Source organism: Microbacterium sp. LEMMJ01 (assembly GCF_002114135.1).
Classification (GTDB): domain Bacteria; phylum Actinomycetota; class Actinomycetes; order Actinomycetales; family Microbacteriaceae; genus Microbacterium.
This window is the reverse complement of sequence record NZ_NCTV01000026.1, coordinates 25529-47059: the sequence shown is the minus strand read 5'-3', so window position 1 is coordinate 47059 and position 21531 is coordinate 25529. Positions and strand designations below refer to the sequence as shown.

Below are 21531 nucleotides of genomic sequence, written 5' to 3'. Positions count from 1 at the left end.
GTCAGGCCATGTCCGCCGRGACGGGCGCGCGGATGTCCGTTCGTCGACGGTCGCTTTCGGCGAGCTTGCGCCTCAGCTCGTCCAGGTCGGCCGCGGTCCGGCGCTCCGCAGCGAGCGCCGCGGCCTCGACTTCGATCGCGGTGCGGGCCTCGAGGACCGCGATGATGTCGGCGCGGTCGAGGACGGCATCCCAGGTCGGGGCGGGCTCGACGGCCGTGACGAAGACGCCCGCGCCCTGGCGGGTGGCGAGCACACCGCGCCCGGCCAGGATGCGGATCGCCTCGCGGGCCGTCGAGCGACCCACGCCGAGCTGCGGAGCGAGCGTCGTCTCGGCGGGCAGCTTCCCGCCGACCTCCCATTCGCCGGCTCCGATCCGGGCGAGGAGCAGTTCGGCGGCCTGTTCGGCGAGGGATTCGCGGCGCACGGTCGTCATGGGTCCATTCTCGCAGGTGACTCGACTGCTCTGCTTGTCTGAGGAGTTGTGCTAGGTTCTCCCTATGCGCACATCCCGGTTCCTCCTCCTTCGTCGCCACGACGGGGTCTAGTCAGACCGGCTCCCCGTCGTGGGGAGCAGGACGCGCCGGTCGCCTTCCTCGCGATCCGAACAGGAACCCGATCATGACCCCATCCCGCGCCTTCCCGACCCTCGCCACCCCGTCCGGCGCCCTCCCCGACGACGCTCCGCACTGGAACAGGCAGCGGCCCTCGCAGATGCCCTCGCATCGCTATCGAGACGTGTACTCCCGTGTCGCCGTGCCGCTGCAGACGCGGACCTGGCCGAGCGCGCGACTGACCCAGGCCCCCCTGTGGGTCCCTGTGGATCTCCGGGACGGGAACCAGGCGCTGGCCGAGCCCATGGACCCGGCCCGCAAGCGGCGCTTCTTCGAGCTCATGGTCGCGATGGGCTACAAGGAGATCGAGGTCGGATACCCCTCGGCCTCCCGGACGGACTACGACTTCGTCCGGCTCCTCGCCGAGACCGACCTCGCTCCTGCCGACGTGACGATCGTGGTGTTCACGCCTGCGCGGCGTGACCTGATCGAGCGGACCGTCGAGTCCGTGCGCGGCATCCGGAACCCCGTCGTCATCCACATGTACACCGCCACGGCGCCGACGTGGCGCGATGTCGTCCTCGGCCAGGACAGGGAGGGGCTGAGGGCGCTGATCCTCGCCGGCGGCCAGGACGTGCTCCGCCTCGCGGGGGAGCTCGACAACGTCCGCTTCGAGTTCTCCCCCGAGGTGTTCACCCTCACCGAGCCGGACTTCGTCCTCGACGTGTGCGGGGCGATGACGACCCTGTGGGACGCGACCCCCGAGCGTCCCGTGATCCTGAACCTGCCGGCGACCGTCGAGGTCGCGACCCCGAACGTCTACGCGGACCAGATCGAGTACATGCACCGCAACCTCGGGCGTCGCGACGGGGTCATCCTCTCCGTGCATCCGCACAACGACCGCGGTACCGGCGTCGCCTGCGCGGAACTCGCCGTCCTCGCCGGTGCGCAGCGGGTCGAGGGGTGCCTCTTCGGCAACGGGGAGCGCACCGGCAACGTCGACCTCGTGACCCTCGCCCTCAACCTCCACGCGCAGGGGGTCGATCCGATGATCGACTTCTCCGACATCGACGAGATCCGCCGGACCGTCGCGCACTGCAACGGCATCGACATCCACGCGCGGCACCCGTATGCCGGCGACCTCGTGCACACCGCCTTCTCGGGCACCCATCAGGACGCCATCCGGAAAGGGTTCGCGGAGCATCGCGCCCGTGCCGCGGAGGAGGGCCGCCCCGAGGACGAGATCGAATGGCGCGTGCCGTATCTGCCCATCGACCCGGCGGACATCGGCCGCAGCTACGACGCCGTGATCCGCGTCAACTCGCAGTCCGGGAAGGGCGGCATCGCGTACCTGCTGGAAGACGCCTATGGGATCGAGCTGCCGCGGCGCCTGCAGATCGACCTCGCTCGTCACGTCCAGCGGCGCACCGAGCAGACGGGACGCGAGGTCACGGCCGCGGAGGTGTGGGACATCTTCCACGCCGCCTACCTCGCGAGCGCGGACACGGGACCGCTGAAGCTGCGGGCGGATGCCGACGTCGCGGGAGGGTGCACGACGATCACGCTCCATGCCGACGGCGTCGAGACGCGGACCCGCCACGACGGCGTCGGTCCGGTGGAGGCGCTGGGCACGGCGCTCGCGGCAATCGGTCTGCCCGTCGAGATCCTGAGTCTGCACCAGACGAGCATCGGAACGGGCCCGGACAGCGACGCGCTCACTCTGATCGAGTACCGCGACGGCGCGCGTTCGGGATGGGCGGCCGGCCGCGACCGCTCCGTGCTGGCGGCGACCCTGCACGCCGTGCGGAACGCGGCGGCGCGCCGCGCCGCGACGACGCCGGCCCGCGGGGACTAGGGGGTCTGCTTCTCGCGCCCCCGCACGAGTGCCGCGGAGATCGCATCCGCGGCGCTCGCGTCGGTGTCGGCGGCGGCGGAGACGTTCTCGGCGACGACGGCCTCGATGATCTCGGTGCGCTGGATCCGGGTCTCCCGCGGGGCCTTGACGCCGATGCGCACGCTGTCGCCCTTGATGTCGAGCAGCGTGACCTCGATCTCGCCGTCGATGCGCACGCTCTCACCGATCCGCCTCGTCAACACCAGCATTCGTTCAGCCTACTGGTGCGGCGGGGGCGGCCCCGAGCGACGCGGTGGAGGAGTCGCGGACCACGCCGATCGTCTCGATCGTGAGGGGAGCGGCGGTCGCCTCGCTGTAGGAGAGGACGGGGAGGCCGTCGGTCTGCGCCGACACCAGCCGCCGCACGGCGGGACGCAGCGAGGGGGCGCAGACGAGCACCGGTTCGCCGCCGTCCGTCGGCGTCGCCACGGCCTGCTTCACCGACGCGATCACCGCTTCCATCCGCGGCGGGTCGAAGACGATCTGCGAGCCCTCGTCGCCGGGACGGAGACTCTCCAGCATCGCCTGTTCCAGCAGCGGGGCGATCATGACGACTCGGAGGGTGCCGTCCTCCGCGAAGCGGGAGGCGATGGCCGGTCCCAGGGCGGCACGGGCGGCCTCGATCAGTCCCTCCGGGTCGGTGGAGGTCTTCGCACGGAGCGCGAGCGCCTCGTAGATGCGGCTGAGGTCGTTGATCGGCACCCGTTCGGCGAGCAGCCCCTGCAGCACCCGCTGGACCTCCGCGAGCGACAGCAGCGCGGGGGTGAGCTCCTCGACCGCCGAGGGAGAGACCTGCTTCAGGGCGTCGGTGAGCTGACGCACGTCCTCGCGGCTGAGCAGGCGGGCGGCGTGCGTCTGGATCACGCTCGACAGGTGGGTGATGATGACGCTCGCCCGGTCGATCACCGTGGCTCCGGCGAACTCGGCGCTGTGGCGCATCTCCATCGGGATCCACTTGCCCTCGAGACCGAACACGGGGTCGAGGGCGGCGGTCCCCGGCAGGCTGTCCAGGCCCTGTCCGAGCGCCAGCACCGACCCGGTCGGCGCGGTGCCCCGCCCGGTCTCGACGCCCGCGATGCGGATGACGTAGGTCGCCTGGGGAAGCTCGATGCTGTCCCTGGTGCGCACGGGCGGGGTGACCAGACCGAGGTCGAGCGCGATGCGCCGCCGCAGCGCCTTGACCCTCGCGAGGAGGTCGTCGGGGCCGCCGGTCACCAGATCCACGATGTCCGGGGCGAGGAGGATCTCGAGGGGGTGCACCCGCATGCGCTCGATGAGCTCCTCCGGCTGGTCCACCGGCGCGGGAGCGGGTGCCTGCGCCGCCTCCGCCTCCTCCCGCTTGCGGGTCGCGGTGATGCGCTGGGCGATGAGCAGCAGCAGGGCGCCGATCACCAGGAAGGGGAGCATCGGCATGTGCGGGATGAGCGCCATGACGATGGCCGCGGAGCCCGCGATGATGAGGGCGTTGCGCGACTGGCCGAGCTGCGTCGATGCGGCCGATCCCATCTCGGCCTCGGCGGTCGAGCGGGTGACGATCATGCCGGTCGAGACCGCCATGAGCAGCGCGGGGATCTGGGTGACGAGGCCGTCGCCGATCGTGAGCAGGCTGTAGGTGCTCACCGCCTGGTCGATCGACATGCCGTGCTGGACGAGGCCGATCGCGATGCCGCCGACGAGGTTGATGATGATGATCACGAGCCCGGCGATCGCGTCGCCCTTGACGAACTTCGAGGCGCCGTCCATCGCGCCGTAGAAGTCGGACTCGGCGGCGACCTCCGCCCGGCGCTCGCGGGCTTCGGTGTCGCTGATGAGGCCGGCGTTGAGGTCGGCGTCGATGGCCATCTGCTTGCCCGGCATCGCGTCGAGCGTGAACCGGGCGCCGACCTCGGCCACGCGCTCTGCACCTTTGGTCACCACGACGAACTGGATCACGACGAGGATGAGGAACACGACGGCGCCGATGATGAGCGAGCCGCCCACCGCGATCGCCCCGAACGCCTCGATCACCTGTCCCGCGTACGCCTCGCCGAGGACGAGGCGGGTGGAGGCGACGTTGAGCCCGAGCCGGAACAGCGTCGCCACGAGCAGCAGCGAGGGGAACACCGAGAAGTCGAGCGGCTTCTTCACGAACATCGACGTCAGCAGGATCACCAGCGCGAACATGATGTTGAGGATGATCAGCACGTCGAGCAGGAACGGCGGCACCGGGACGACGAGCAGCATGATGATGCCGACGACGCCGATCGGCACCCCGAGCGTGGTGAGGAGCTTCTTCATACGGTCCTCCGGTAGGGGAGCGAGTGGATGCCGCGGGCGGCGCCTCGGCGCCGCAGCGCGTCGACGAACACGAGGACCCGTGCCACGGCGTTGTAGAGGTCTTCGGGGATCTCCTGGCCCAGCTCGCACGCGGCGTGCAGAGCGCGAGCGAGGCTGATGTCGCGGACGAGGGGGACGCCGGACTCGAGCGCCTTCTCGCGGATCCGCTCGGCGATGACGCCGCTGCCCTTCGCGACGACCCGCGGGGCGGACGTGCCGGGGTTGTATTCGAGCGCGATGGCGATGTGCGTGGGGTTGACGACCACGACGTCGGAGCCGGCGACCGCGGCGATCATGCGGTTGCGGCTCACCGCGAGCTGACGCGACCGGCGCTGCTGCCGGATGAGCGGGTCGCCCTCGGAGTTCTTGTTCTCGTCGCGCACCTCGCGCTTGGTCATGCGCGTGTGCTTGCGGTTGCGGCGCATCACGACGAACAGGTCGATCGCGGCGAGCACCAGACCCACGGCGATGGCGGTCTGCAGCAGGGCCGCGGTGCCGTCCGCCGCGGTGCCGAGCAGCCGCGACACGGAGTGCGCGCCGCTCGCCGTGAGCACGGGCATGACCCCGGAGATGACGACCCACAGGGCGAGGGCGATGGCGGCCGTCTTCAGGAGCGCCTTCGCCCCCTCCCACAGCGCCTGCAGGCCGAACACCCGCCGCACGCCGGAGACGAGGTTGAACTGCTCGTAGCGCCCGGACAGCTTCCGCAGGTGCACGCCGCCCTGCACCACCGCGCCGAACAGCGTCACGATCGCGACCGCGGCCAGCAGCGCGCCCAGCGTGGGCAGCACCGAGGCGAGGGCCCGTCCGAGGGCGGCGAGCGCGGCCTCCGGAGAAGGCGCCTGCATGAGCCCGGCGAGGGTCACCAGCTGCTCGGTGCCGGCGGCGGTCCCCGCGGCGATGGCGGCGGGCATCATGACGGCGGCGGCGCCGATGCCGAGCCACGCCGTGAGGTCCTGACTGCGGGCGATCCGGCCCTTCTGCCTGGCCTCCCTGAGGTGCTTCTCGGTGGCCTTCTCGCTGCGTTCGCCGCTGTCCGAGCCGCTCACGGTGTCACCCCCTGCATCAGGCGGAACGCCTGGGTGGCGAGGGCGTCGACGATTCCCGGGAACGCGACGTACACGGCGCCCGCGAGCAGGAGCGTGAGGAGGATCTTGACGGGGAAGCCCATCGCGAAGGCGTTGAGCGCCGGCGCCACGCGCGTGATGAGACCGAGCCCGACGTCGGCGAGGAAGAGCACCAGGACGAGAGGACCCGCGATCTGCACGGCCGCCAGCACCATCTGGGACACCCCGTCGACGAGCAGCTCGGCGGGTCCCGCCACGCGGAAGATGCCGTCGACCGGCACCGCGTCGAAGCTGCGGGCGAGCCCGGCGAGGATGAGCTGATAGCCGCCGGAGGCGAAGAGCAGCGTGAGCGCGGTGAGGTGGAAGAGCCGGGTGAACTGCGCGCCGTTGACCATCGCCGCCGGATCGAAGGCCTGGGCGAGCTGGAAACCGCCGAACACGTCGATCAGGCTGCCCGCGGCCTGCACCGCGGAGAAGCACAGCAGCACGAGGAAGCCGAGCAGGGCCCCGGTGAGCAGCTGGATCACGAGCGCACCGAGGAACGGCCCGGTGTCCAGGCTCTCGTACCCGGGCGCGACGGCAGCCCCCACCGCGAGCGACAGTCCGATCGAGAGCATCGCCTTCACGCGCACCGGGATCGCGCCGTACGAGAACGGCGGGGCGATCATGATGAACGCCGTGATGCGCACGGCGGCGAGCAGGGTGGCCTCCAGCCACGCGAAGTCGATCGGGATGAACACGGGCTCATCCGCTCAGCAGCGACGGGATGCGGGCGAACATCTCGTTCGTGAAGGCGATGATCTCGGCGATCATCCAGTTCCCCGCGATGAGCAGGGCGATGCCCACCGCGACGATCTTCGGCACGAACGACAGCGTCACCTCCTGCACCTGGGTGATGGACTGCAGCAGCGAGATCGCGAAGCCCACCACGAGCGCGGTGATGAGCATCGGGGCGGCGAGCTTGGCGGCGATCAGCAGCCCCTGGGCACCGATGTCGAGGACGGCTTCGGGACTCATCCCACACCTCCGTAGCTCTCCAGGAGCGCTTTGATGATGAGCCCCCACCCGTCGACGAGGATGAACAGCAGGATCTTGAACGGCAGCGAGATCATGACCGGCGGGAGCATCATCATGCCCATCGACATAAGCGCCGCCGCCACGACGAGGTCGATCACGAGGAACGGCACGAAGATCACGAAGCCGATGATGAAGGCGGCCCGCAGCTCCGAGATCATGAACGCGGGGATGAGCGTGTACATCGGCACGCTCGCGGCGTCCTCCGGATTGTCCTGCCCGGCCATCCGGGTCATCAGCGCGAGGTCCTCCTCGCGCGTGTAGTGCAGCATCCACTCCCGCAGGGGGGCCTGCCCGACGTCCACGGCCTGCGTGAACGTGAGCGCCCCGTCGATGTACGGCTGCACCGCGAGCGTGTTGATCTCGGTCAGCACGGGCCACATGATGAACAGCGAGAGGAACAGCGACAGGCCCGCGAGCACCTGGTTCGGCGGGATCGTCGGGAGGGACAGCGCGTTCCTGGTCATGGCGAGGACGACGAAGATCTTCGTGAACGACGTCATCATCAGCAGCAGCGCGGGGGCCACCGACAGCAGCGTGATCCCCAGGAGGGTGAGGATCGAGCCGGACGGGCCGCCGTCGATGCCGTTGATGTCGATCGTCACGCCCTCGCCGTCGTCCGGGGTGACCTCCGCGTGCGCGGCGGTGCCGGAGAGGGCGACGAGGACGACGGCGAGGAGGATCGCGACCGCGACGAGGACGACCAGCCGCGAGGCGCGACCGCGATCGACGGCACGGGTCGCGGTCATCGTGCGCGCCGGAGGGCCTCGGCGGTCTGCCGCCAGGTGTCGGGGGAGAGGATGGAACCGCGGAGCGGGTCGTTGCGGTGCCGCACGCGGCGACGGAGCTCCGGTGCCGGGGCGACCGCCGGGGGCGCGCTCGTGAGTGCGGCGGCGGCGAGGATGCGGTCGAACTCGGCGTCGTCGGCCGTGCGGGTGGCCGGCGGGTGCCCGACCTCGGACTCCGCGGGCTCCGGCCGCAGGGGAAGGCGGTCGACCACGCTCACACCGTGCTCGGTGACCCCGAGCACGTAGCGGGCGTCGTCGGTCTGCACGACCACGAGCTGCGCCTTCGGACCGATGCCCTGCCGCCCGAGCACCGTGATCGCCTCGGCGTCGCGGCGCCGCGCCTGGGTCTTCGAGACCCGGCGCTGCAGGAACCAGAGCAGCCCGAGGACGGCGGCGAGCGACAGCCCGACCCGCAGCGCGAGCAGGAGGTCGTCCAGGGTCAGGCCTCGACGTTCTCGAGGATGCGGGTGATCCGCACCGCGTAGTCCTGGTCGACGACGACGACCTCGCCGTGCGCGATCGTGCGGCCGTTGAGCTTGACGTCGGCGGGGGCGCCAGCGGAGCGATCGAGCTCGACGATGCGACCGGGCTCGAGGTCGAGCACGTCGCGGACGGCCATGCGGGTGCGGCCGATCTCTACCGTCAGCTCCATCTCGACGCCCGCGATGCGGTGCAGGCGGCCGTCGGCCCCGGTCGGGCGCGCGGGGCGGTGGGTGATCCGCACGGCGAGGCGGCCGATGATCCGCTCGGTGTGGTCCACGAGGTCGAAGAGCTGGGTCTGCGGGTCGGCGAACACGGCCGAGGCGTCGCCGACCGCGGCCTCGCCGAGCAGGCCCGGACCGAGGGCGGTCGCCGCGGCCTCGAGCGCGTCCAGCAGCCGGTCGGTGAGCGGGCGGTCCCCGAGGCCGTCGACGAGCACGTCGGCGTCGAGGAGCTGCACGGCGAGCTGGGCGCTCGCCTCGCCGACGAACTGCGCGACCACCGCGTCACCGGTGTCGCCGGACACCTGCGAGGCACGCGCGGTGACCGGTGCGGCGGTGGGCAGCCGGGCCGCGAACGCGGCGGCGACGGCGGACTCGTAGGCGGTGGTGCTGATCACGCGGACTCCTGAGCGGGGGCGGTTTCGGGGACGGTGGCGGTCACGACGCAGGCGAGCCGGGCGCCCGCGCTGCCGACGGCGGCGGTCGCGACCGTCTGGTCGCCCACGGTGAGGAGCAGGGGACGGTCGGCGGCGTGCGGCAGGGGCAGCAGGTCGCCGACGGCGAGATCGAGCACCTCGCGGGGGAGCACGGTGCGGGGAGCCAGCCGCAGCGCCACCTCGACCGGGGCGGCTTCCACCTGCCGCCGGACCAGTCCCGGGGTCTCGGTGCGGTCGGCGTCGGAGGCGCGTACCGCGAACCCGGCGAGGACCGACGCGGGGAGCATGATGCTGGCGGGCACCGTCCGGCCGCCGTGGCGCATCGACAGGCGGGCGACGATCACCGGCTCCCCGGCGGCGGCCACCTGCGCGAACTGGGAGCTGTACTGGATGCCGGCGACGGTCACGCCTGCGGGCAGCAGGCCGTCGAGACTGCCGGTGAGGTGGTCGATGGCGTCGGCGATCAGCGATCGGATCAGCGCCTGCTCGATCGGGGTGAAGGTGCGGTCCTCGGCGGTGGACGTCGATCGTCCTCCCACCATCTGCACGATCCACGAGGTCGCGGTCGGGATCGGCACCTGGACGATCATGCGCTCGTCCGAATCGGGCAGCGCGCACACGATCATGGTCGTCGTGGTGGGAAGCGACTGCGCGTACTCGCCGTATGTGAGCATGCCGACGTGCTCGACGGCGATGGTGGCGCGCACGTGGATCTTGCCGGAGAGCTGGGCCGACCACTGCCGCGCGAACGTCTCGAACGCGAGCTCCAGGGTGCGGGCGTGCTCGCGCGACAGCGTCGCCGCGCGTCCGAAGTCGTAGACCTCGACGTCGGCGATCGCCGTCTCCGCGCGCGCCCGAGAGCGCACGCCGTCATCCATCACCACGAACCCGACTATCGGGCGGTGAGCGGCGTGCGTTAGGGACGGGTCAGGGGGAGGTCTGCGCGGCACCCGCGGTCGGGATCAGCGCTCGCACCTCCTCGCTGGCATCGGAGAGGATGACGATGTCCACCCGGCGGTTCTCCGCGAGCTGCTCCGGCGTGCTGCCGGCGGCGACCGGGCGGGTGTCGCCGAACCCGACGGACTTGAGGTGGGCAGGGGGCAGGCCGGCGGCCTCCACGAGGTAGCGCAGCACCTGCGTGGAGCGCCCGGCGGAGAGCTCCCAGTTGGTCGGGAAGGGGGCGACCGAGCCGCGGGCGTCGGCGTGCCCCTCCACCGAGATCTCGTTGGGGGCCGAGACGAGGACCGACCCGAGCGCATCGAGCACCTGCGTCGCGGCCGGGCTGAGGTCCGTGCTGTTGGTGGTGAAGAAGGTCTCCGCGCTCACGAGTCCGATGGTCAGACCGCGCTCGTCGATCGTGAAGGTGACGTCGGCTTCGAGCCCCCGGTCCGCCAGCACCTGGCGCAGGCGCTCGCGGAGGGCGGAGAGCTCGTCGAACTCGCGCTGCGCGGCCTCCAGCCCGGTGTCGGCGAAGTCCTCGCCCTCGTCGTCCACGAGCTCGGGCGGCACGACGACGCCGCTGGTCACATCGATGTCGTCGGAGGGCTCCTGGCCGAAGCCGGTCGCGAGGGACGCGCTCAGGGCCTCGAACTTCTCCTGGTCGACGGTCGACATGGCGAAGAGCACGATGAACATGCACATCAGCACCGTCACCATGTCGAGGTACGACGCCATCCAGCGCTCGTCCGGCCCGCTGTGCTCGGACTCCTGGACGCGGCGTCGGGTGCGCACGCTCATGAGAAGAGGTCCTCGTGCTCGGCCGCCGCCTCCGCCGGCTGCTCGCGGCGGCGGGAGCGGCCGGGGGAACGATCGGAGACGAGCGCGCTCAGGCGCTCGCGGACGTGCGCGGGGGCGGCACCGGCCTGGACGGCGAGCATGCCCTCCATGAGCACCGTCATGCGCTCGAGCTCCAGCTCGCCCAGACGCTGCAGGCGGCCGCCGATCGGGAGCCAGATGAAGTTCGCCGACAGCAGGCCCCACAGCGTGGCGACGAAGGCGGCGGCGATCATGGGTCCGAGGGTGTCCGGCTTGTCGAGCTTCTCCAGCACGTGGGTGAGGGAGACGACCGTGCCGATGATGCCGACCGTGGGGGCGAACCCGCCGAGGGTCATGTAGAAGCGGGAGGCGGTGCGGTTCCGGGCGGCCGTGGACGACAGCTCGTCCTCGAGCAGCACGCGGAGGTCTTCCGCGTCGGTCCCGTCGGCGATGCTCTGCAGGGCCTGCCGCAGGAACGGATCCTTCTCCTCGTCGAGTCCCTGCTCCAGCGCCAGGAGCCCTTCGGCGCGGGCCTTCTCCGCGTAGCCGACGACCGTGTCGATGGTGCTCTGCGCGGTGCGGCGCTCCCCGCGGAACGCGCGGGGGAGGGACTTCACGGCGTGCAGGGCGTCGCGCAGCGTGCCGCTGGCGAGCCCGACCGCGATCGTGGCGCCGAAGACGAGCACCATCGGCGCGGGCAGGAGGAGCGACCCGATCGTCGCGCCCTCGAGGTTGATCATGGCGATGAGGGCGCCGAACGCGAGGACGAGCCCGAGGATGAGAGACGGATCCATCAGGCGTCCCCTCCCATGACGGATACGGCGGGAGCGCCGACCTCGTCGCCAGCCGCGACCAGTGCGGCCGCGGTCGCGAGGATCCCGGCGCGGAAGCGGGTGATCCGGGCGATCACGTCGTCCATCGTCTCCGTGACGACGAAGGTCGCGCCGTCGACCATCATGATCGTCGTGTCCGGCGTGGCCTGGACACGTTCGATCAGGTCGGGGTTCACCGCGAACCGGGAACGGTTCAGGCGCGTGAGGACGATCATGGGCTCCATCCTGGAAAAAGCTCGCCCCGCCCGAGAGCGGGGAACCGACGGCCCGTCCTGGGCTGTCGGAGAGGACTGTCGGCCGGGTGCTGCGGCGCGTTAGCGCGGGGTCGGACCGAGCGGGATCTTTCTCACGGCGGGCGCGTCGTCGCCGATAGGGACCAGGGGCGGGGGACGATGAGCAGCGGGCGAAGGGAGCCTTGTGCGGGATCGGAACGTGGAGAAGGCCGCGGCGACGGCGGCCGAGGAGTGCGGCTGCGCGCCGACCCCTGCCGAACGGGGCGCGCTGTGGAACCAGCCGGTCAGCCGACGCCATGCCTTCGGGATCGGCGCGTTGGGCGTCGTCGCGCTCTCCGCCTTCGGCGTCGGTTCGGGGGTCACGGCCGCGCATGCCGCGTCGTACCCGAGCTGGGACGACGTGCAGCGCGCGAAGAACAACGAGGCGGCCAAGGCCGGCGAGGTCACCAGGATCCAGGGGCTGATTCAGTCGTTGGAGCGCAAGGTCGCGGAGACCCAGGCGGCGGCACAGGTCGCGTCCGACGAGTTCTTCGAGGCGCAGCAGGCCTACTTCGCCGCGATCACCGAGGCGGACGCCCTGCAGGCCCAGGCCGACGAGAAGGCGGCGCTCGCCGACGAGACCGCGAAGAAGGCCGGCCAGATCGCGGCCCAGCTCTACCGCAGCGGCGGCGACGACACCGCACTGGAGCTGTTCTTCGCCGGGTCGGGAGCCAACGCCGACGAGCTGCTGTCGCGGCTCGGCACCATGAACAAGTTCCTCGAGTACAACCAGACCACCTACGACAACGCCGTCTCGGCGCGCAACACCGCGCAGGCCCTGACCGCGCAGGCGCAGGTCGCCAGGGACGAGCGCGACCGCCTGCAGCAGGTCGCCGAGCAGAAGATGGTCGCGGCGCAGCAGGCGGCGGACGCGGCCCAGGCCGCGCTCGACGAGCAGGCGGCGAACCTCGAGACCCTCAAGGCCCAGCTGGCCGCGCTCAAGGACACCACGACGAAGACGGTCGCGGGGTACCAGGCGGGCGTCGAGAAGCGCCGACGGGAAGAGGAAGCCCGCCGCAAGCGCGAGGCCGCTGCGGCGGCCGCGGCCGCCGCAGCGGCCGGCCGGGGGACGAGCGGCGGCGGCGGTGGCGGTGGCGGCGGCTCAGCCGGCAGCGGCGGATGGGTACGTCCGCACGGCGGCGCACGCAGCTCGAGCTACGGCCCGCGCACCCCCATCTGCGGTCCTCAGGGATGCTCGTCGAGCTTCCACTACGGTGCGGATCTCGCCAACGGCTGTGGTGCCGCGATCTACGCCGCCAACTCCGGCACGGTCGACTACGCGGGACCGAACGGGAATTACGGCAACTACATCCGCATCCAGCACGGCGGCGGCATCAGCACCGGGTACGCCCACATCAAGCCGGGCGGCATCAACGTGCGCAGCGGCCAGTGGGTGCGGGCGGGTCAGGTCATCGCGTATGCCGGCGACACCGGCCGCTCGTTCGGCTGTCACCTGCACTTCGAGGTCTACATCAACGGCGGGTACACGAACCCCGTGCGCTTCATGGAGCAGCGCGGCATCTACGTCTGACCCTGCCGAGACCCCGCTTTATCGTCGAAGCCCCGCCGTATCCACGTGGATACGGCGGGGCTTCGGCGCGAAGGCGGGGTCTCGGGAGGGGTCAGCGCTTGAGGTTCGTGAGCTCCTGCAGCACCTCGTCGCTCGTGGTGATGATGCGGGCGTTGGCCTGGAAGCCGCGCTGCGCGACGATGAGGTTCGTGAACTCCTGCGAGAGGTCGACGTTCGACATCTCGAGCGCGCCGCTGATGATGCCGCCGAGGCCGCCGGTGCCCGGCTGTCCGAGCTCGGCCTGACCGGAGTTGCCGCTCGGGCGGAACTGCGAGGAGCCCACCTTCTCCAGGCCCCCGGGGTTCACGAACCCGGCCAGCGCGATGCGTGCCAGCACCTGGGTGTCGCCGTTGCTGAAGGTGCCGACGAGGCTGCCGTCGTTCGTCAGGGCGTAGGAGCTCAGCGTGCCCGCCGGCTTGCCGTTCTGCTCCTTGATCGCGATGTCGCTGACGTCGGCGAAGCCGGTCACACCGGACAGGTCGACGGTGACGCCGCCCGACACTATGCTCCCGGCGCCGTTCTGCACCCCGTCGGTGAAGGTCAGTGCCGTGCTCGCGCCCGCGCCGTCGGTGACGTCCCACCCGGTCGCGCTGCGCGTGAACGTCAGCCGCAGGGTGGACGCGGAGCCGTCGGCGCCGTAGGTCTTGATGTCGCGCACGAGCGTCTCGCCGACCGCGGCACCGGAGGGCAGGTTGCCGGTGGCGCGCGCGGTGGTGGTGGCGGTCGCGGGGCTGAGGGCGCCGACGGGGAGCGTGATGTCCCCGATGCCCTGACCGGGGACGATCGCCCCGTTGGTCGCGGTCCAGCCCTGGACGAGGGCTCCGCCGGCACCGACGAGACGGCCGCTCGCGTCGAACGTGAAGCCGCCGTTGCGGGTGTAGAGGGTCTCGCCCCCGGAGCGGACGACGAAGAAGCCGTCGCCCGAGATCATCAGGTCGGTGGGGACGCCGGTCGGCTGCGGGGCTCCTCCGGCGAAGTTGGTGCTGATGCCGGCGACCTGCACGCCGAGTCCGACCTGGGCGGGGTTCTGGCCGCCGGCCGCCTGCTGCGGCAGCATCGAGTTGCGCAGGAGCTGGGAGAGGGAGTCCTGGAACTGCACGGACGAGGCCTTGAAGCCGGTCGTGTTGACGTTGGCGATGTTGTTGCCCGTGACGTCGAGCATGGTCTGGTGCGAGCGGAGTCCGGAGATTCCGGAGAAGAGGGAACGGAGCATGGTGGTGCCTTTCTGGGGAGCGGGGTCAGGCAGCGGTGCCGGGGACGAGGGAGACGCCGGAGATCGCGTCGAGGGGGATCGACTTCTCGCCGATGGTCACGGTGGGGACGGCTCCCGCATACGAGACCGCGGTGACGACGCCCTTCTGGGTGACGCCGTCGGCGTCGACGTACTGCGCCTCCTGCCCGAGGAGGGCGGCGGCGGTCTGCCGCATGCTGAGGGCGAAGCTCTCGGTGCTCGTTGACGCGAGCGCCGTCAGCTGCTCCATCGAGGCGAGCTGCGTCGTCTGGGAGATCATCTCGTTGGTGTTCATCGGCGAGCTCGGATCCTGGTTGGTGAGCTGGGTCACGAGCAGCTTGAGGAACACCTCCGAGTCGAGGGTCTTCTTGCGCTCGGTCGCCGGCGTCGTGCTGCCGGTCTGCACACCGGACGTCGGCGTGGCACCCGGGGGCAGGGTGCCGGTGATGGAGTCGACCGTGGTCATGGAGTCCTCTCTGATCAGGCGTAGACGTCGATGCCGCCGGTGGGCGCGGCGGGCGGTGCGGGCGGGGGCGGGGAAGCGGTCGGCGCCGAGGCCGGGGGACGCGGGGTGGTCGGCGGGCGCGGGGTGTCCGGGTCGCCGTTCCCGGTCTGGCCGTGCGTCGTCGCGCCGTGCTGGGGCGAGGAGGACGAGCCGTCCCCGGTGCTGAGGCTCAGGGTGGCGTGCGGCGCGGCGACCGCGAGGTCCCGGCGGAGATCGACGAGGAGGGCGCGCAGGGCGTCCCTGCCCATCTCGCTCGGGGCCTGCAGCTCGATGCGCAGGGTGGAGCCGGCGATGTGAACCCGCACGGTGACGGGACCGAGGTTCTCCGGCGAGACGGTGAGCGTGATCCGGTGATCGCCGTCGGGGGCCTGGGCCAGGGACAGCACCGGAGCCGCCAGCTGGGGGAGCAGGGCCGGTCGGACCGGCGCGGGGACGGCGCTCGGCGGCGTGACGGGCGCGGTGGCCGTGGCGGCGACCGGGCTCGGCGCAGGCGTGGACCCGGCTGCGACCGGGTCGACGGCGCTCGGGCCTGCGGGGGTGGCGGCTGACGGCACCGGGACGGAGGGCGTCCCGGACACGGAGGGGGTCTCGGGGACGGTCGTGGCCTCGGTCGGGAGCGCGAGCGCGGCCGTCGCTCCATCCGGCGCCGGGCCGGCGAGGCGGGACGTCCTGCCGTCCGACCCTGCGCTCGTCCCGCCGTCCTCGCCGGTACGCGCGCCCGCCGCTGCCTCGACGGACGGAGACGGCGGGGATGGCAGGACCGCTCCGGTCGTCGGAGGCGCGGTCGATGGGGCCGACGACGGGAGAGCGGGGGCCGACCGGACCGCTCCGGCGTCGACCGGTGGGTCGACCGGTGCCATGGCGGCCGCCGTGGACACCGCCTCCGCACGAGGAGGCGTCGCCGCGGGGGAGGCGGAGTCGACGGCGGGCAGGGGGAGCGCGTCGGTGCCGGAGATGGCAGGACCCGCCGGAGACGGAGGTGCCGGAGACGGAGTCGCCGGAGTCTGCTCTCCCTCGGGCGTCGGAACCGCCGTCGGGCCGGCGTCCGGCGGAACGACAGTCGGGATCGCGGGCGGCGAGACCACCGACCCCGAGGGCGACGGGGCCGGGAGCGGAAGCGGCGTGACGACGGCACCGTCGGCGGGAACGGCCGCGGTGCCGTCGCTCCCGGTGGCCGCGTCGGTCGCGGGGTCCTCGGCCGACGCGGGGCCGGCCGGCTCCGTCTCCCGCGCGGCATCGCGCACGGCGTCGGCGAAGGCGGCGGCTCCGGGGGCGCCGCCGCGGCCGGCCGGGGCTGCGGAGCGCGGGGGGCGCACGTCGAGCGCCGCGAGGAGGTCGAGAGCGGTCATGCCGAGCCCTCCGTCCGGGAGCGGGAGGCGATCTCGTCCAACTCCGCCTGCTCGGCGTGCAGGTCGGCGGCGCGTAACGCCTCGGCGTGGCCGTCCGCGAGGCGCTCGAGGCCGCGCAGCGTGCGCCGGGCGTCGGCGTGCGCGGACCGCGCCTCGGCGACCGTCTCCTGCTGGAGGGCGGACAGCGTCGTGAGGTCGGCCAGCAGCGCCCGGCCGGAGACCCGGGCCGCCGCGAGCGCCGCGAGCGCACGGACGTCCACGGCCTCCGTGTCCGTGCCGGCCAGGTGCGCGCGCAGGGCCCGGTCCCTGGCCTCGGTGTGCTGCGCGTCGATCACCGCGCGCGACAGACGCTGCGCGGCGGCGCGTTCCTGGATCTCCCGGACGCGCAGGAGACCGGCGAGCGAGAACCCTCTGCTCATGAGACCCCCTCGAAGGCGGAGACGAGGCTCTCCAGGCGGGCCCAGGAGTCGTCGATCGCGCTCGTCTCGTCGAGCGGCTGGGTGAGGAACGCCGAGATCGGCCGTTCATGGGCGATCGCCGCGTCGATACGGGCGTCGGCGCCGGCGTGATAGGCGCCGATGTCGATGAGGTCGTTCGCCCGGCGTCGGGCCGCGAGCACGGCGCGGAGGGTGGCCGCCTGTGCGCGGCGCTCCCGGCTCGTGATCTTGCCGGCCACGCGGGACACGGACCCGAGGACGTCGATGGCGGGGTGGTGACCGGCGAGGGCGAGGGCGCGGTCGAGTACGACGTGGCCGTCGAGGATGGAGCGGACCGCGTCGGCGATCGGCTCGTTGTGGTCGTCGCCGTCGACGAGCACGGTGTAGATGCCCGTGATGGAGCCGGCGCGGTCGGTGCCGGCGCGTTCCAGCAGTCCGGCGAGGAGCGAGAAGGTGGAGGGCGGGTAGCCGCGGGTGGCCGGGGGCTCGCCCGCGGAGAGCCCGATCTCGCGCTGGGCCATGGCGACGCGGGTCAGCGAGTCCATCATGAGGATCGCGTGCGCCCCGTCGTCGCGGAAGGCCTCCGCGATCCGGGTGGCGGTGAAGGCGGCGCGGATGCGGGCCATCGCCGGCTGATCCGAGGTGGAGACGACCACGACCGAGCGGGCGAGTCCCTCCGGGCCCAGGTCGTCCTCGATGAACTCGCGCACCTCGCGGCCTCGCTCGCCGACGAGGGCGATGACGGTGACCGCGGCCTCGGTGCCGCGCGCGATCATCGACAGCAGCGACGACTTGCCCACGCCGGATCCCGCGAACAGGCCGACGCGCTGCCCTCGGCCGACGCTGACGAGGGTGTCGAGCGCGCGCACGCCGAGGGGGAGCGGGGTGTCGATGCGATCGCGCTCCATGATCGAGGGGGTGTCGTGATCCAGGCTCACCTGCGGCGCCGCGAGCGGACCCTTGCCGTCGATGGGACGCCCGAGGCCGTCCAGGACCCGGCCCAGCAGCGCGCGTCCGGTGGGAACGCGCACCGGGCCGCCCCGGCCGCGCACCGGGGCGCCGACGGTGAGTCCGGCGACCGGGGCGAGCGGCATGCAGCGCAGCCCGTCTTCGCCCGTCGCCACGACCTCGGCGTCGATGCCGTCGAGCGTGACCACGTCCCCGATGGCGCCGTCGAGCCCGCGCACCTGCACGCTGAGTCCGCGCACCTGGGAGACCTCGCCGATGCGCTCCGGCCGCGCCGCCTCGAGCACCGCCGCCCAGGAGCTCACGGCGTGCCCTCCGCGAGGGCGCGGCGCGCGCGCTCGAACGCCGTCCCGACCCGCGCGTCGATGACGCCGTGCGCGAGCACGGCCACGGCGTCGCCGCGGGCGAGGGTGTCGTCGGCGACGAGCGGGAATGCGGCGAGGTCGTCTCCGGTCTCCGCGGCGAGGAGCCGGAGATCCTCCGGATGGACGCGGAGGCTGCGTACCGCGGCCGGCGCGGTCGCGCTCAGGGCGCGGCGGGCCGCAGCGGCCGCCGCGGTGCCCGCATCGCTCAGCTCGGCCGCGAGGAGGAGCTCCGCGAGGTCGATCGCGTGGGAGAGCACCTGCGTCGTCGCGGCGGCCTCCAGTTCCGCCTCCCGCTCCGCCAGGGAGCGTGCCGCGGCGTGCAGGGCCGCCACCGCGGCGGCCATCTCCTCGGCGCGATGGCGCTCCCGCTCCGCCTGCTCGGCCGCGGCGGCGCGGTGCGCGGCTTCGGCGTCGGCCGTGCCCGCCCGGAAGCCCGCGGCGTGGCCCTCGGCGTACCCGCGGCGGCGCGCGCGCTCCTGCTCCCCGCGGTGGTCCGAGCCGCCGAGCCGGGGGAACGCGGCGGGGGCGAAGGCGTCAGTAGACATACTCGTCCTCGTCGGCCCGCTGCACGGTGATGTCCCCGGCGGCCTCCAGCGCCCGGATCGTGCGGACGATCTCAGCCCGCGCCTCCTCGACCTGGGAGACGCGCACGGGGCCCAGCGACCTGGCCTCCTCGTCGAGGTTCTCGCGGTTGCGCTCGGACACGTTGCGGCGGATGAGGTCGACGATCGGCTGCTGGGCGCCCTTGAGGGCCAGCGCCAGCGACCGGATGTCCATGCCCCGCAGCACGCGCTGGGTGTCCCGGTCGTCGAGCTTGACGATGTCCGCGAACGTGAACATGCGCGAGCGGATGTCCTCCGCGAGGGCGCTGTCGCGGTCCTCGATGCTCGCCAGCAGGGCCTTCTCGATGGTGGCCCCCGAGCGGCCGATGATCTCCACGAGCGGCTCGACGCCGCCGAGCACCTCGGGGCTGTCCCGCGACGCGAGGCTGCCGGTCCGCGCCTTGAGGGCGTCGGCGACGATGGCGATGGCCTCCTGGGAGGCGGTGCCCATGGTGGCGATGGCCTGCGCGACGTCGGTCCGGGCGGGGTCGGGCAGCGCGGCGAGCACGGCGGCGGCCTGATCGGCGGGGAGGTGCGCGAGCACGAGTGCGACGGTCTGCGGCAGCTCGCCGTCCAGGAGCGTGGCGAGATGGGCGGCGTCGGCGGAGGCGAGGAAGTCGAACGAGGCGCTCATCGACGTGGAGCCCACGCGGCCGAGCACGGCGGCCGCCCGCTCCGACCCGAAGGAGGCCTCCAGGAGCCCGGCGGCGATGTCGCGCCCGCCGCGGGCGGGGGGCAGGTGCCCGGCCGCGATGCGATGGAACTGTCCCAGCGCCTGGGCGGTCGTCTCCGCATCGAGGTCCTGCAGCCCGATGATCTCGGCGGCGACGGCCTCGGCCTCGGTCTCCGAGAGATGCTTCATGACCTCGACGGCCTGCGCGCGGTCGAGGTTCATGAGGACGATGGCGGCCGTCTGCCGATCGGTGAGTCCGCTCATGCCCGCGACCTGTCGTCGATGAGGGTGCGCAGCAGCTCGGCCGTGCGCTGCGGGTCCTGCCGGGTGAGGGCGTCGATCTCGGCACGGCGGCGCTCGAGGCTGATCTGCGCGGGCTCGGGCTCGGGGTCCGGGTCGAGATCCGGCACCGGCTCGAGGAAGGCGAGCGGGGTGGTCGGCGCCTCCAGCACGGCCGTCGGTGCATCGGCGGAGAGCGCGGCGAGCTCGGCGGGCCGGTCACCGAAGAGCTGGTCGAACTCCTCCACGCCCGCCGCCTTCCGTCGGGACCTGATGATCAGCGCGGTGATCGCGGCGATGAGCGGGATGGCGATGGCAGCGGCGATGATGACGGTGTTCAGGAGCGCGGCCTGACGGGCGCCCTCTTCGGCCTCCTTCGCCGCCTGCAGCGCGGCCTGGGCGGCCTCGGCGTCCGTCTGGCTGAACGCGACGAGCTCGACGGCGAGTTCGTCGCCGCGGGTGCGGTCGATGCCGGCTGCGGTGGCGACGAGGTCGCTGAGCTGCGCGGAGCTGAGGTCTCCGCCCGCGCCGGCGTCCACGGCGACCGACACCGACTGCCGCAGCAGGTTTCCGGCGGGGGTGGACGTGCTCTCCGTGGCCTTGTTCACCGCGTTGGTGCGGGTCTCCTCGGAGGACCGGTAGGTGCCGTCGCCGTTCCCGTTCGGCACGGCGATGTTGTCCGGACCCAGGACCCCGGCCTCGGAGGTGGAGCCGTTGCTGTTTTGCTCGCGGACCTCTTCGGTGAGAGGGGGCGCGCCCTCGGCCGGCGTGTACGTCTCCTCGACGCGTTCGTTCACCGAGCGGTCGATCTCGGCGACCACCGTCACGGTCGCGTTGCCCGGGCCGACCACGGTGTCCAGCATCTGCTGCACGCTCGCGGCCACGCGGGCCTCGTAGTCGCTCGCCTGCTGGTCGAGGCCGCCGGTGGCTCCACCGCCCACGGTCGACAGCGTCCGCCCGGTCTGGTCGACGACGGCCACGTTCTCCGGCTTCATGCCGCTGACGGCGGCCGAGGTGAGGTGCACGATGGCCTCGACCTGCTTCTGGTCGAGCGTCGTGCGTCCGGCGGTCTCCACGAACACGGAGGCCGTCGCGTCGACGGTCTCCGACACGAAGACGCTCTCCTCGGGGATCGCGAGCTGCACGGAGGCCGCGGAGACGCCGTCGATCGCGGAGATCGTGGCGGCGAGCTCGCCCTCGATCGCGCGCTTGTAGGTGACCGACTGCTGGAACTCGCTCGTGGTGACGCCCATGTCGTCGAGCAGCGAGTACCCGGCCGATCCGGCGCTCGGCAGTCCGGCGGACGCGGCCGCGAGCCGCTGGTCGTAGACGTCCTTCTCGGGGACGAGCACGGTGGCGCCGCCGTCGGCGAGCTCGTAGGGGACGGAGGCGGAGCGCAGCTGCTCCACCACGGCGTTCGCGTCCGTGGCGTTCAGCCCCGAGAACAGCGGTGTGTACGTGGGGCGGGTGAGCCAGCTGGACAGGGCGATGATGCCGAGTGCGAGCACGGCGATGCCGATGATGGCGATGGTCCGCTGCGCGAGCGAGAATCCGGCGATCACCCGCCGCATCCGCTGGAACGCCCCGGTCACTGCCGGGGGCATCAGGCCTGCATCCGCATGATCTCGTTGAACGCGTCGACGCCCTTGTTGCGGACGGCGGCGACGAGTTCGAGGGTGACCGCGGCGCGCGACGAGGCGATCATCGCGGCGTGGATGTCGTCGAGGTCGCCGGTCACGGCGGCGACCTTCAGGGTGTCGGACTCGGACTGCAGCGAGCGCAGCTCGTCGATCGCCCCGGTGACGCTGTTCGCGAAGGCCGTGTCGTCGCCGGTCTTCGCACCCGTCACGGGCGAGGTGGTCATGC

Annotated in this window: 24 protein-coding genes; 2 read left to right on the top strand and 22 right to left on the bottom strand. The window is 72.5% G+C overall.

The window, feature by feature from the left end:
- Window position 1: 1 nt before the first annotated feature.
- Window positions 2-433, bottom strand: coding sequence for a FadR/GntR family transcriptional regulator (locus B7W94_RS08345; RefSeq protein WP_085605870.1), 432 nt, complete (start codon window positions 431-433; stop codon window positions 2-4).
- Window positions 434-618: 185 nt separating this feature from the next.
- On the opposite strand from B7W94_RS08345, the gene B7W94_RS08340 reads away from it, so the two are divergent.
- Entirely contained in the window at window positions 619-2406 is a 1788-nt protein-coding gene (locus tag B7W94_RS08340; RefSeq protein WP_085605868.1) for a 2-isopropylmalate synthase, read from the top strand.
- Here the strand turns inward: B7W94_RS08340 and csrA are convergent.
- The 12 genes from csrA to B7W94_RS08280 form a co-directional block, all read right to left on the bottom strand.
- Window positions 2403-2654 carry a carbon storage regulator CsrA gene (gene csrA / locus B7W94_RS18470; protein ID WP_085605866.1) on the bottom strand — a complete coding sequence of 84 codons (252 nt, stop codon included), beginning with the start codon at window positions 2652-2654 and terminating at the stop codon, window positions 2403-2405. The genes B7W94_RS08340 and csrA overlap by 4 nt on opposite strands.
- Before the next feature lie 4 nt (window positions 2655-2658).
- Window positions 2659-4722 (bottom strand): flagellar biosynthesis protein FlhA, encoded by a 2064-nt coding sequence (locus B7W94_RS08330; protein ID WP_025104369.1) that lies wholly within the window; start codon window positions 4720-4722, stop codon window positions 2659-2661.
- Window positions 4719-5810, bottom strand: coding sequence for an EscU/YscU/HrcU family type III secretion system export apparatus switch protein (locus tag B7W94_RS08325; protein ID WP_085605864.1), 1092 nt, complete (start codon window positions 5808-5810; stop codon window positions 4719-4721). Before B7W94_RS08325 ends, B7W94_RS08330 begins: the two co-directional genes overlap by 4 nt.
- Window positions 5807-6568: a flagellar biosynthetic protein FliR gene (locus B7W94_RS08320; RefSeq protein WP_025104367.1), complete on the bottom strand. Its 762-nt coding sequence runs from the start codon at window positions 6566-6568 to the stop codon at window positions 5807-5809. The genes B7W94_RS08325 and B7W94_RS08320 overlap by 4 nt, the downstream gene beginning before the upstream one ends.
- Window positions 6569-6572: 4 nt before the next feature.
- On the bottom strand, window positions 6573-6845 hold the full coding sequence (fliQ, locus tag B7W94_RS08315) for a flagellar biosynthesis protein FliQ (RefSeq protein WP_025104366.1): 273 nt from the start codon (window positions 6843-6845) through the stop codon (window positions 6573-6575).
- Window positions 6842-7651: a flagellar type III secretion system pore protein FliP gene (gene fliP, locus B7W94_RS08310; RefSeq protein WP_025104365.1), complete on the bottom strand. Its 810-nt coding sequence runs from the start codon at window positions 7649-7651 to the stop codon at window positions 6842-6844. The genes fliQ and fliP overlap by 4 nt, the downstream gene beginning before the upstream one ends.
- Window positions 7648-8058, bottom strand: coding sequence for a flagellar biosynthetic protein FliO (locus B7W94_RS08305; protein WP_240183569.1), 411 nt, complete (start codon window positions 8056-8058; stop codon window positions 7648-7650). The genes fliP and B7W94_RS08305 overlap by 4 nt, the downstream gene beginning before the upstream one ends.
- Before the next feature lie 71 nt (window positions 8059-8129).
- Window positions 8130-8789, bottom strand: a complete 660-nt coding sequence (fliN, locus tag B7W94_RS08300) for a flagellar motor switch protein FliN (RefSeq protein ID WP_025104363.1) — start codon at window positions 8787-8789, stop codon at window positions 8130-8132.
- Window positions 8786-9706 (bottom strand): flagellar motor switch protein FliM, encoded by a 921-nt coding sequence (locus B7W94_RS08295; protein ID WP_240183568.1) that lies wholly within the window; start codon window positions 9704-9706, stop codon window positions 8786-8788. The genes fliN and B7W94_RS08295 overlap by 4 nt, the downstream gene beginning before the upstream one ends.
- Before the next feature lie 49 nt (window positions 9707-9755).
- Window positions 9756-10565, bottom strand: a complete 810-nt coding sequence (locus B7W94_RS08290) for an OmpA/MotB family protein (protein ID WP_085605863.1) — start codon at window positions 10563-10565, stop codon at window positions 9756-9758.
- Complete coding sequence (locus B7W94_RS08285) at window positions 10562-11377, bottom strand: motility protein A (protein ID WP_025104360.1); 816 nt, start codon at window positions 11375-11377, stop codon at window positions 10562-10564. The genes B7W94_RS08290 and B7W94_RS08285 overlap by 4 nt, the downstream gene beginning before the upstream one ends.
- Window positions 11377-11631 carry a flagellar FlbD family protein gene (locus B7W94_RS08280; RefSeq protein ID WP_085605861.1) on the bottom strand — a complete coding sequence of 85 codons (255 nt, stop codon included), beginning with the start codon at window positions 11629-11631 and terminating at the stop codon, window positions 11377-11379. The genes B7W94_RS08285 and B7W94_RS08280 overlap by 1 nt, the downstream gene beginning before the upstream one ends.
- A 217-nt stretch (window positions 11632-11848) precedes the next feature.
- Here B7W94_RS08280 and B7W94_RS08275 point away from each other — a divergent pair, with 217 nt between their 5' ends.
- Window positions 11849-13219, top strand: coding sequence for a M23 family metallopeptidase (locus tag B7W94_RS08275; protein ID WP_253247410.1), 1371 nt, complete (start codon window positions 11849-11851; stop codon window positions 13217-13219).
- A 91-nt stretch (window positions 13220-13310) separates the two neighbouring features.
- On the opposite strand, the gene B7W94_RS08270 is transcribed toward B7W94_RS08275, so the two are convergent.
- Genes B7W94_RS08270 through fliE form a run of 9 tightly spaced genes read right to left on the bottom strand, consistent with a single transcriptional unit; the run spans window position 13311 to window position 21529 of the window.
- The gene (locus B7W94_RS08270) at window positions 13311-14471 is read right to left on the bottom strand and encodes a flagellar hook protein FlgE (RefSeq protein WP_085605857.1); all 1161 of its coding nucleotides are present in this window, start codon (window positions 14469-14471) and stop codon (window positions 13311-13313) included.
- Window positions 14472-14496: 25 nt separating this feature from the next.
- Window positions 14497-14955: a flagellar hook assembly protein FlgD gene (locus B7W94_RS08265; RefSeq protein ID WP_025104356.1), complete on the bottom strand. Its 459-nt coding sequence runs from the start codon at window positions 14953-14955 to the stop codon at window positions 14497-14499.
- A 14-nt stretch (window positions 14956-14969) separates the two neighbouring features.
- The gene (locus B7W94_RS08260; RefSeq protein WP_085605855.1) at window positions 14970-16343 is read right to left on the bottom strand and encodes a flagellar hook-length control protein FliK; all 1374 of its coding nucleotides are present in this window, start codon (window positions 16341-16343) and stop codon (window positions 14970-14972) included.
- Entirely contained in the window at window positions 16340-16762 is a 423-nt protein-coding gene (locus tag B7W94_RS08255; RefSeq protein ID WP_085605853.1) for a hypothetical protein, read from the bottom strand. The genes B7W94_RS08260 and B7W94_RS08255 overlap by 4 nt, the downstream gene beginning before the upstream one ends.
- Window positions 16759-18051: a FliI/YscN family ATPase gene (locus B7W94_RS08250; RefSeq protein ID WP_085605851.1), complete on the bottom strand. Its 1293-nt coding sequence runs from the start codon at window positions 18049-18051 to the stop codon at window positions 16759-16761. Before B7W94_RS08250 ends, B7W94_RS08255 begins: the two co-directional genes overlap by 4 nt.
- Window positions 18048-18656 carry a FliH/SctL family protein gene (locus B7W94_RS08245; RefSeq protein ID WP_025104352.1) on the bottom strand — a complete coding sequence of 203 codons (609 nt, stop codon included), beginning with the start codon at window positions 18654-18656 and terminating at the stop codon, window positions 18048-18050. The genes B7W94_RS08250 and B7W94_RS08245 overlap by 4 nt, the downstream gene beginning before the upstream one ends.
- Window positions 18646-19650, bottom strand: a complete 1005-nt coding sequence (gene fliG, locus B7W94_RS08240) for a flagellar motor switch protein FliG (RefSeq protein ID WP_085605849.1) — start codon at window positions 19648-19650, stop codon at window positions 18646-18648. The genes B7W94_RS08245 and fliG overlap by 11 nt, the downstream gene beginning before the upstream one ends.
- Window positions 19647-21269: a flagellar basal-body MS-ring/collar protein FliF gene (gene fliF, locus B7W94_RS08235; protein ID WP_025104350.1), complete on the bottom strand. Its 1623-nt coding sequence runs from the start codon at window positions 21267-21269 to the stop codon at window positions 19647-19649. The genes fliG and fliF overlap by 4 nt, the downstream gene beginning before the upstream one ends.
- A complete protein-coding gene (gene fliE / locus B7W94_RS08230; RefSeq protein ID WP_051582258.1) occupies window positions 21269-21529 on the bottom strand; it encodes a flagellar hook-basal body complex protein FliE in 261 nt (86 codons plus the stop codon). Before fliE ends, fliF begins: the two co-directional genes overlap by 1 nt.
- Window positions 21530-21531 lie beyond the last annotated feature (2 nt).

Bases quoted from the DNA above. Each gene is read 5' to 3' on its own strand.
- B7W94_RS08340 (WP_085605868.1), top strand. From the start codon at position 619: ATGACCCCATCCCGCGCCTTCCCGACCCTCGCCACCCCGTCCGGCGCC.
- csrA (WP_085605866.1), bottom strand. From the start codon at position 2,654: ATGCTGGTGTTGACGAGGCGGATCGGTGAGAGCGTGCGCATCGACGGC.
- B7W94_RS08330 (WP_025104369.1), bottom strand. From the start codon at position 4,722: ATGAAGAAGCTCCTCACCACGCTCGGGGTGCCGATCGGCGTCGTCGGC.
- fliQ (WP_025104366.1), bottom strand. From the start codon at position 6,845: ATGAGTCCCGAAGCCGTCCTCGACATCGGTGCCCAGGGGCTGCTGATC.
- fliP (WP_025104365.1), bottom strand. From the start codon at position 7,651: ATGACCGCGACCCGTGCCGTCGATCGCGGTCGCGCCTCGCGGCTGGTC.
- B7W94_RS08295 (WP_240183568.1), bottom strand. From the start codon at position 9,706: ATGGATGACGGCGTGCGCTCTCGGGCGCGCGCGGAGACGGCGATCGCC.
- B7W94_RS08290 (WP_085605863.1), bottom strand. From the start codon at position 10,565: ATGAGCGTGCGCACCCGACGCCGCGTCCAGGAGTCCGAGCACAGCGGG.
- B7W94_RS08285 (WP_025104360.1), bottom strand. From the start codon at position 11,377: ATGGATCCGTCTCTCATCCTCGGGCTCGTCCTCGCGTTCGGCGCCCTC.
- B7W94_RS08280 (WP_085605861.1), bottom strand. From the start codon at position 11,631: ATGATCGTCCTCACGCGCCTGAACCGTTCCCGGTTCGCGGTGAACCCC.
- B7W94_RS08270 (WP_085605857.1), bottom strand. From the start codon at position 14,471: ATGCTCCGTTCCCTCTTCTCCGGAATCTCCGGACTCCGCTCGCACCAG.
- B7W94_RS08265 (WP_025104356.1), bottom strand. From the start codon at position 14,955: ATGACCACGGTCGACTCCATCACCGGCACCCTGCCCCCGGGTGCCACG.
- B7W94_RS08260 (WP_085605855.1), bottom strand. From the start codon at position 16,343: ATGACCGCTCTCGACCTCCTCGCGGCGCTCGACGTGCGCCCCCCGCGC.
- B7W94_RS08255 (WP_085605853.1), bottom strand. From the start codon at position 16,762: ATGAGCAGAGGGTTCTCGCTCGCCGGTCTCCTGCGCGTCCGGGAGATC.
- B7W94_RS08245 (WP_025104352.1), bottom strand. From the start codon at position 18,656: ATGTCTACTGACGCCTTCGCCCCCGCCGCGTTCCCCCGGCTCGGCGGC.
- fliG (WP_085605849.1), bottom strand. From the start codon at position 19,650: ATGAGCGGACTCACCGATCGGCAGACGGCCGCCATCGTCCTCATGAAC.
- fliF (WP_025104350.1), bottom strand. From the start codon at position 21,269: ATGCCCCCGGCAGTGACCGGGGCGTTCCAGCGGATGCGGCGGGTGATC.
- fliE (WP_051582258.1), bottom strand. From the start codon at position 21,529: ATGACCACCTCGCCCGTGACGGGTGCGAAGACCGGCGACGACACGGCC.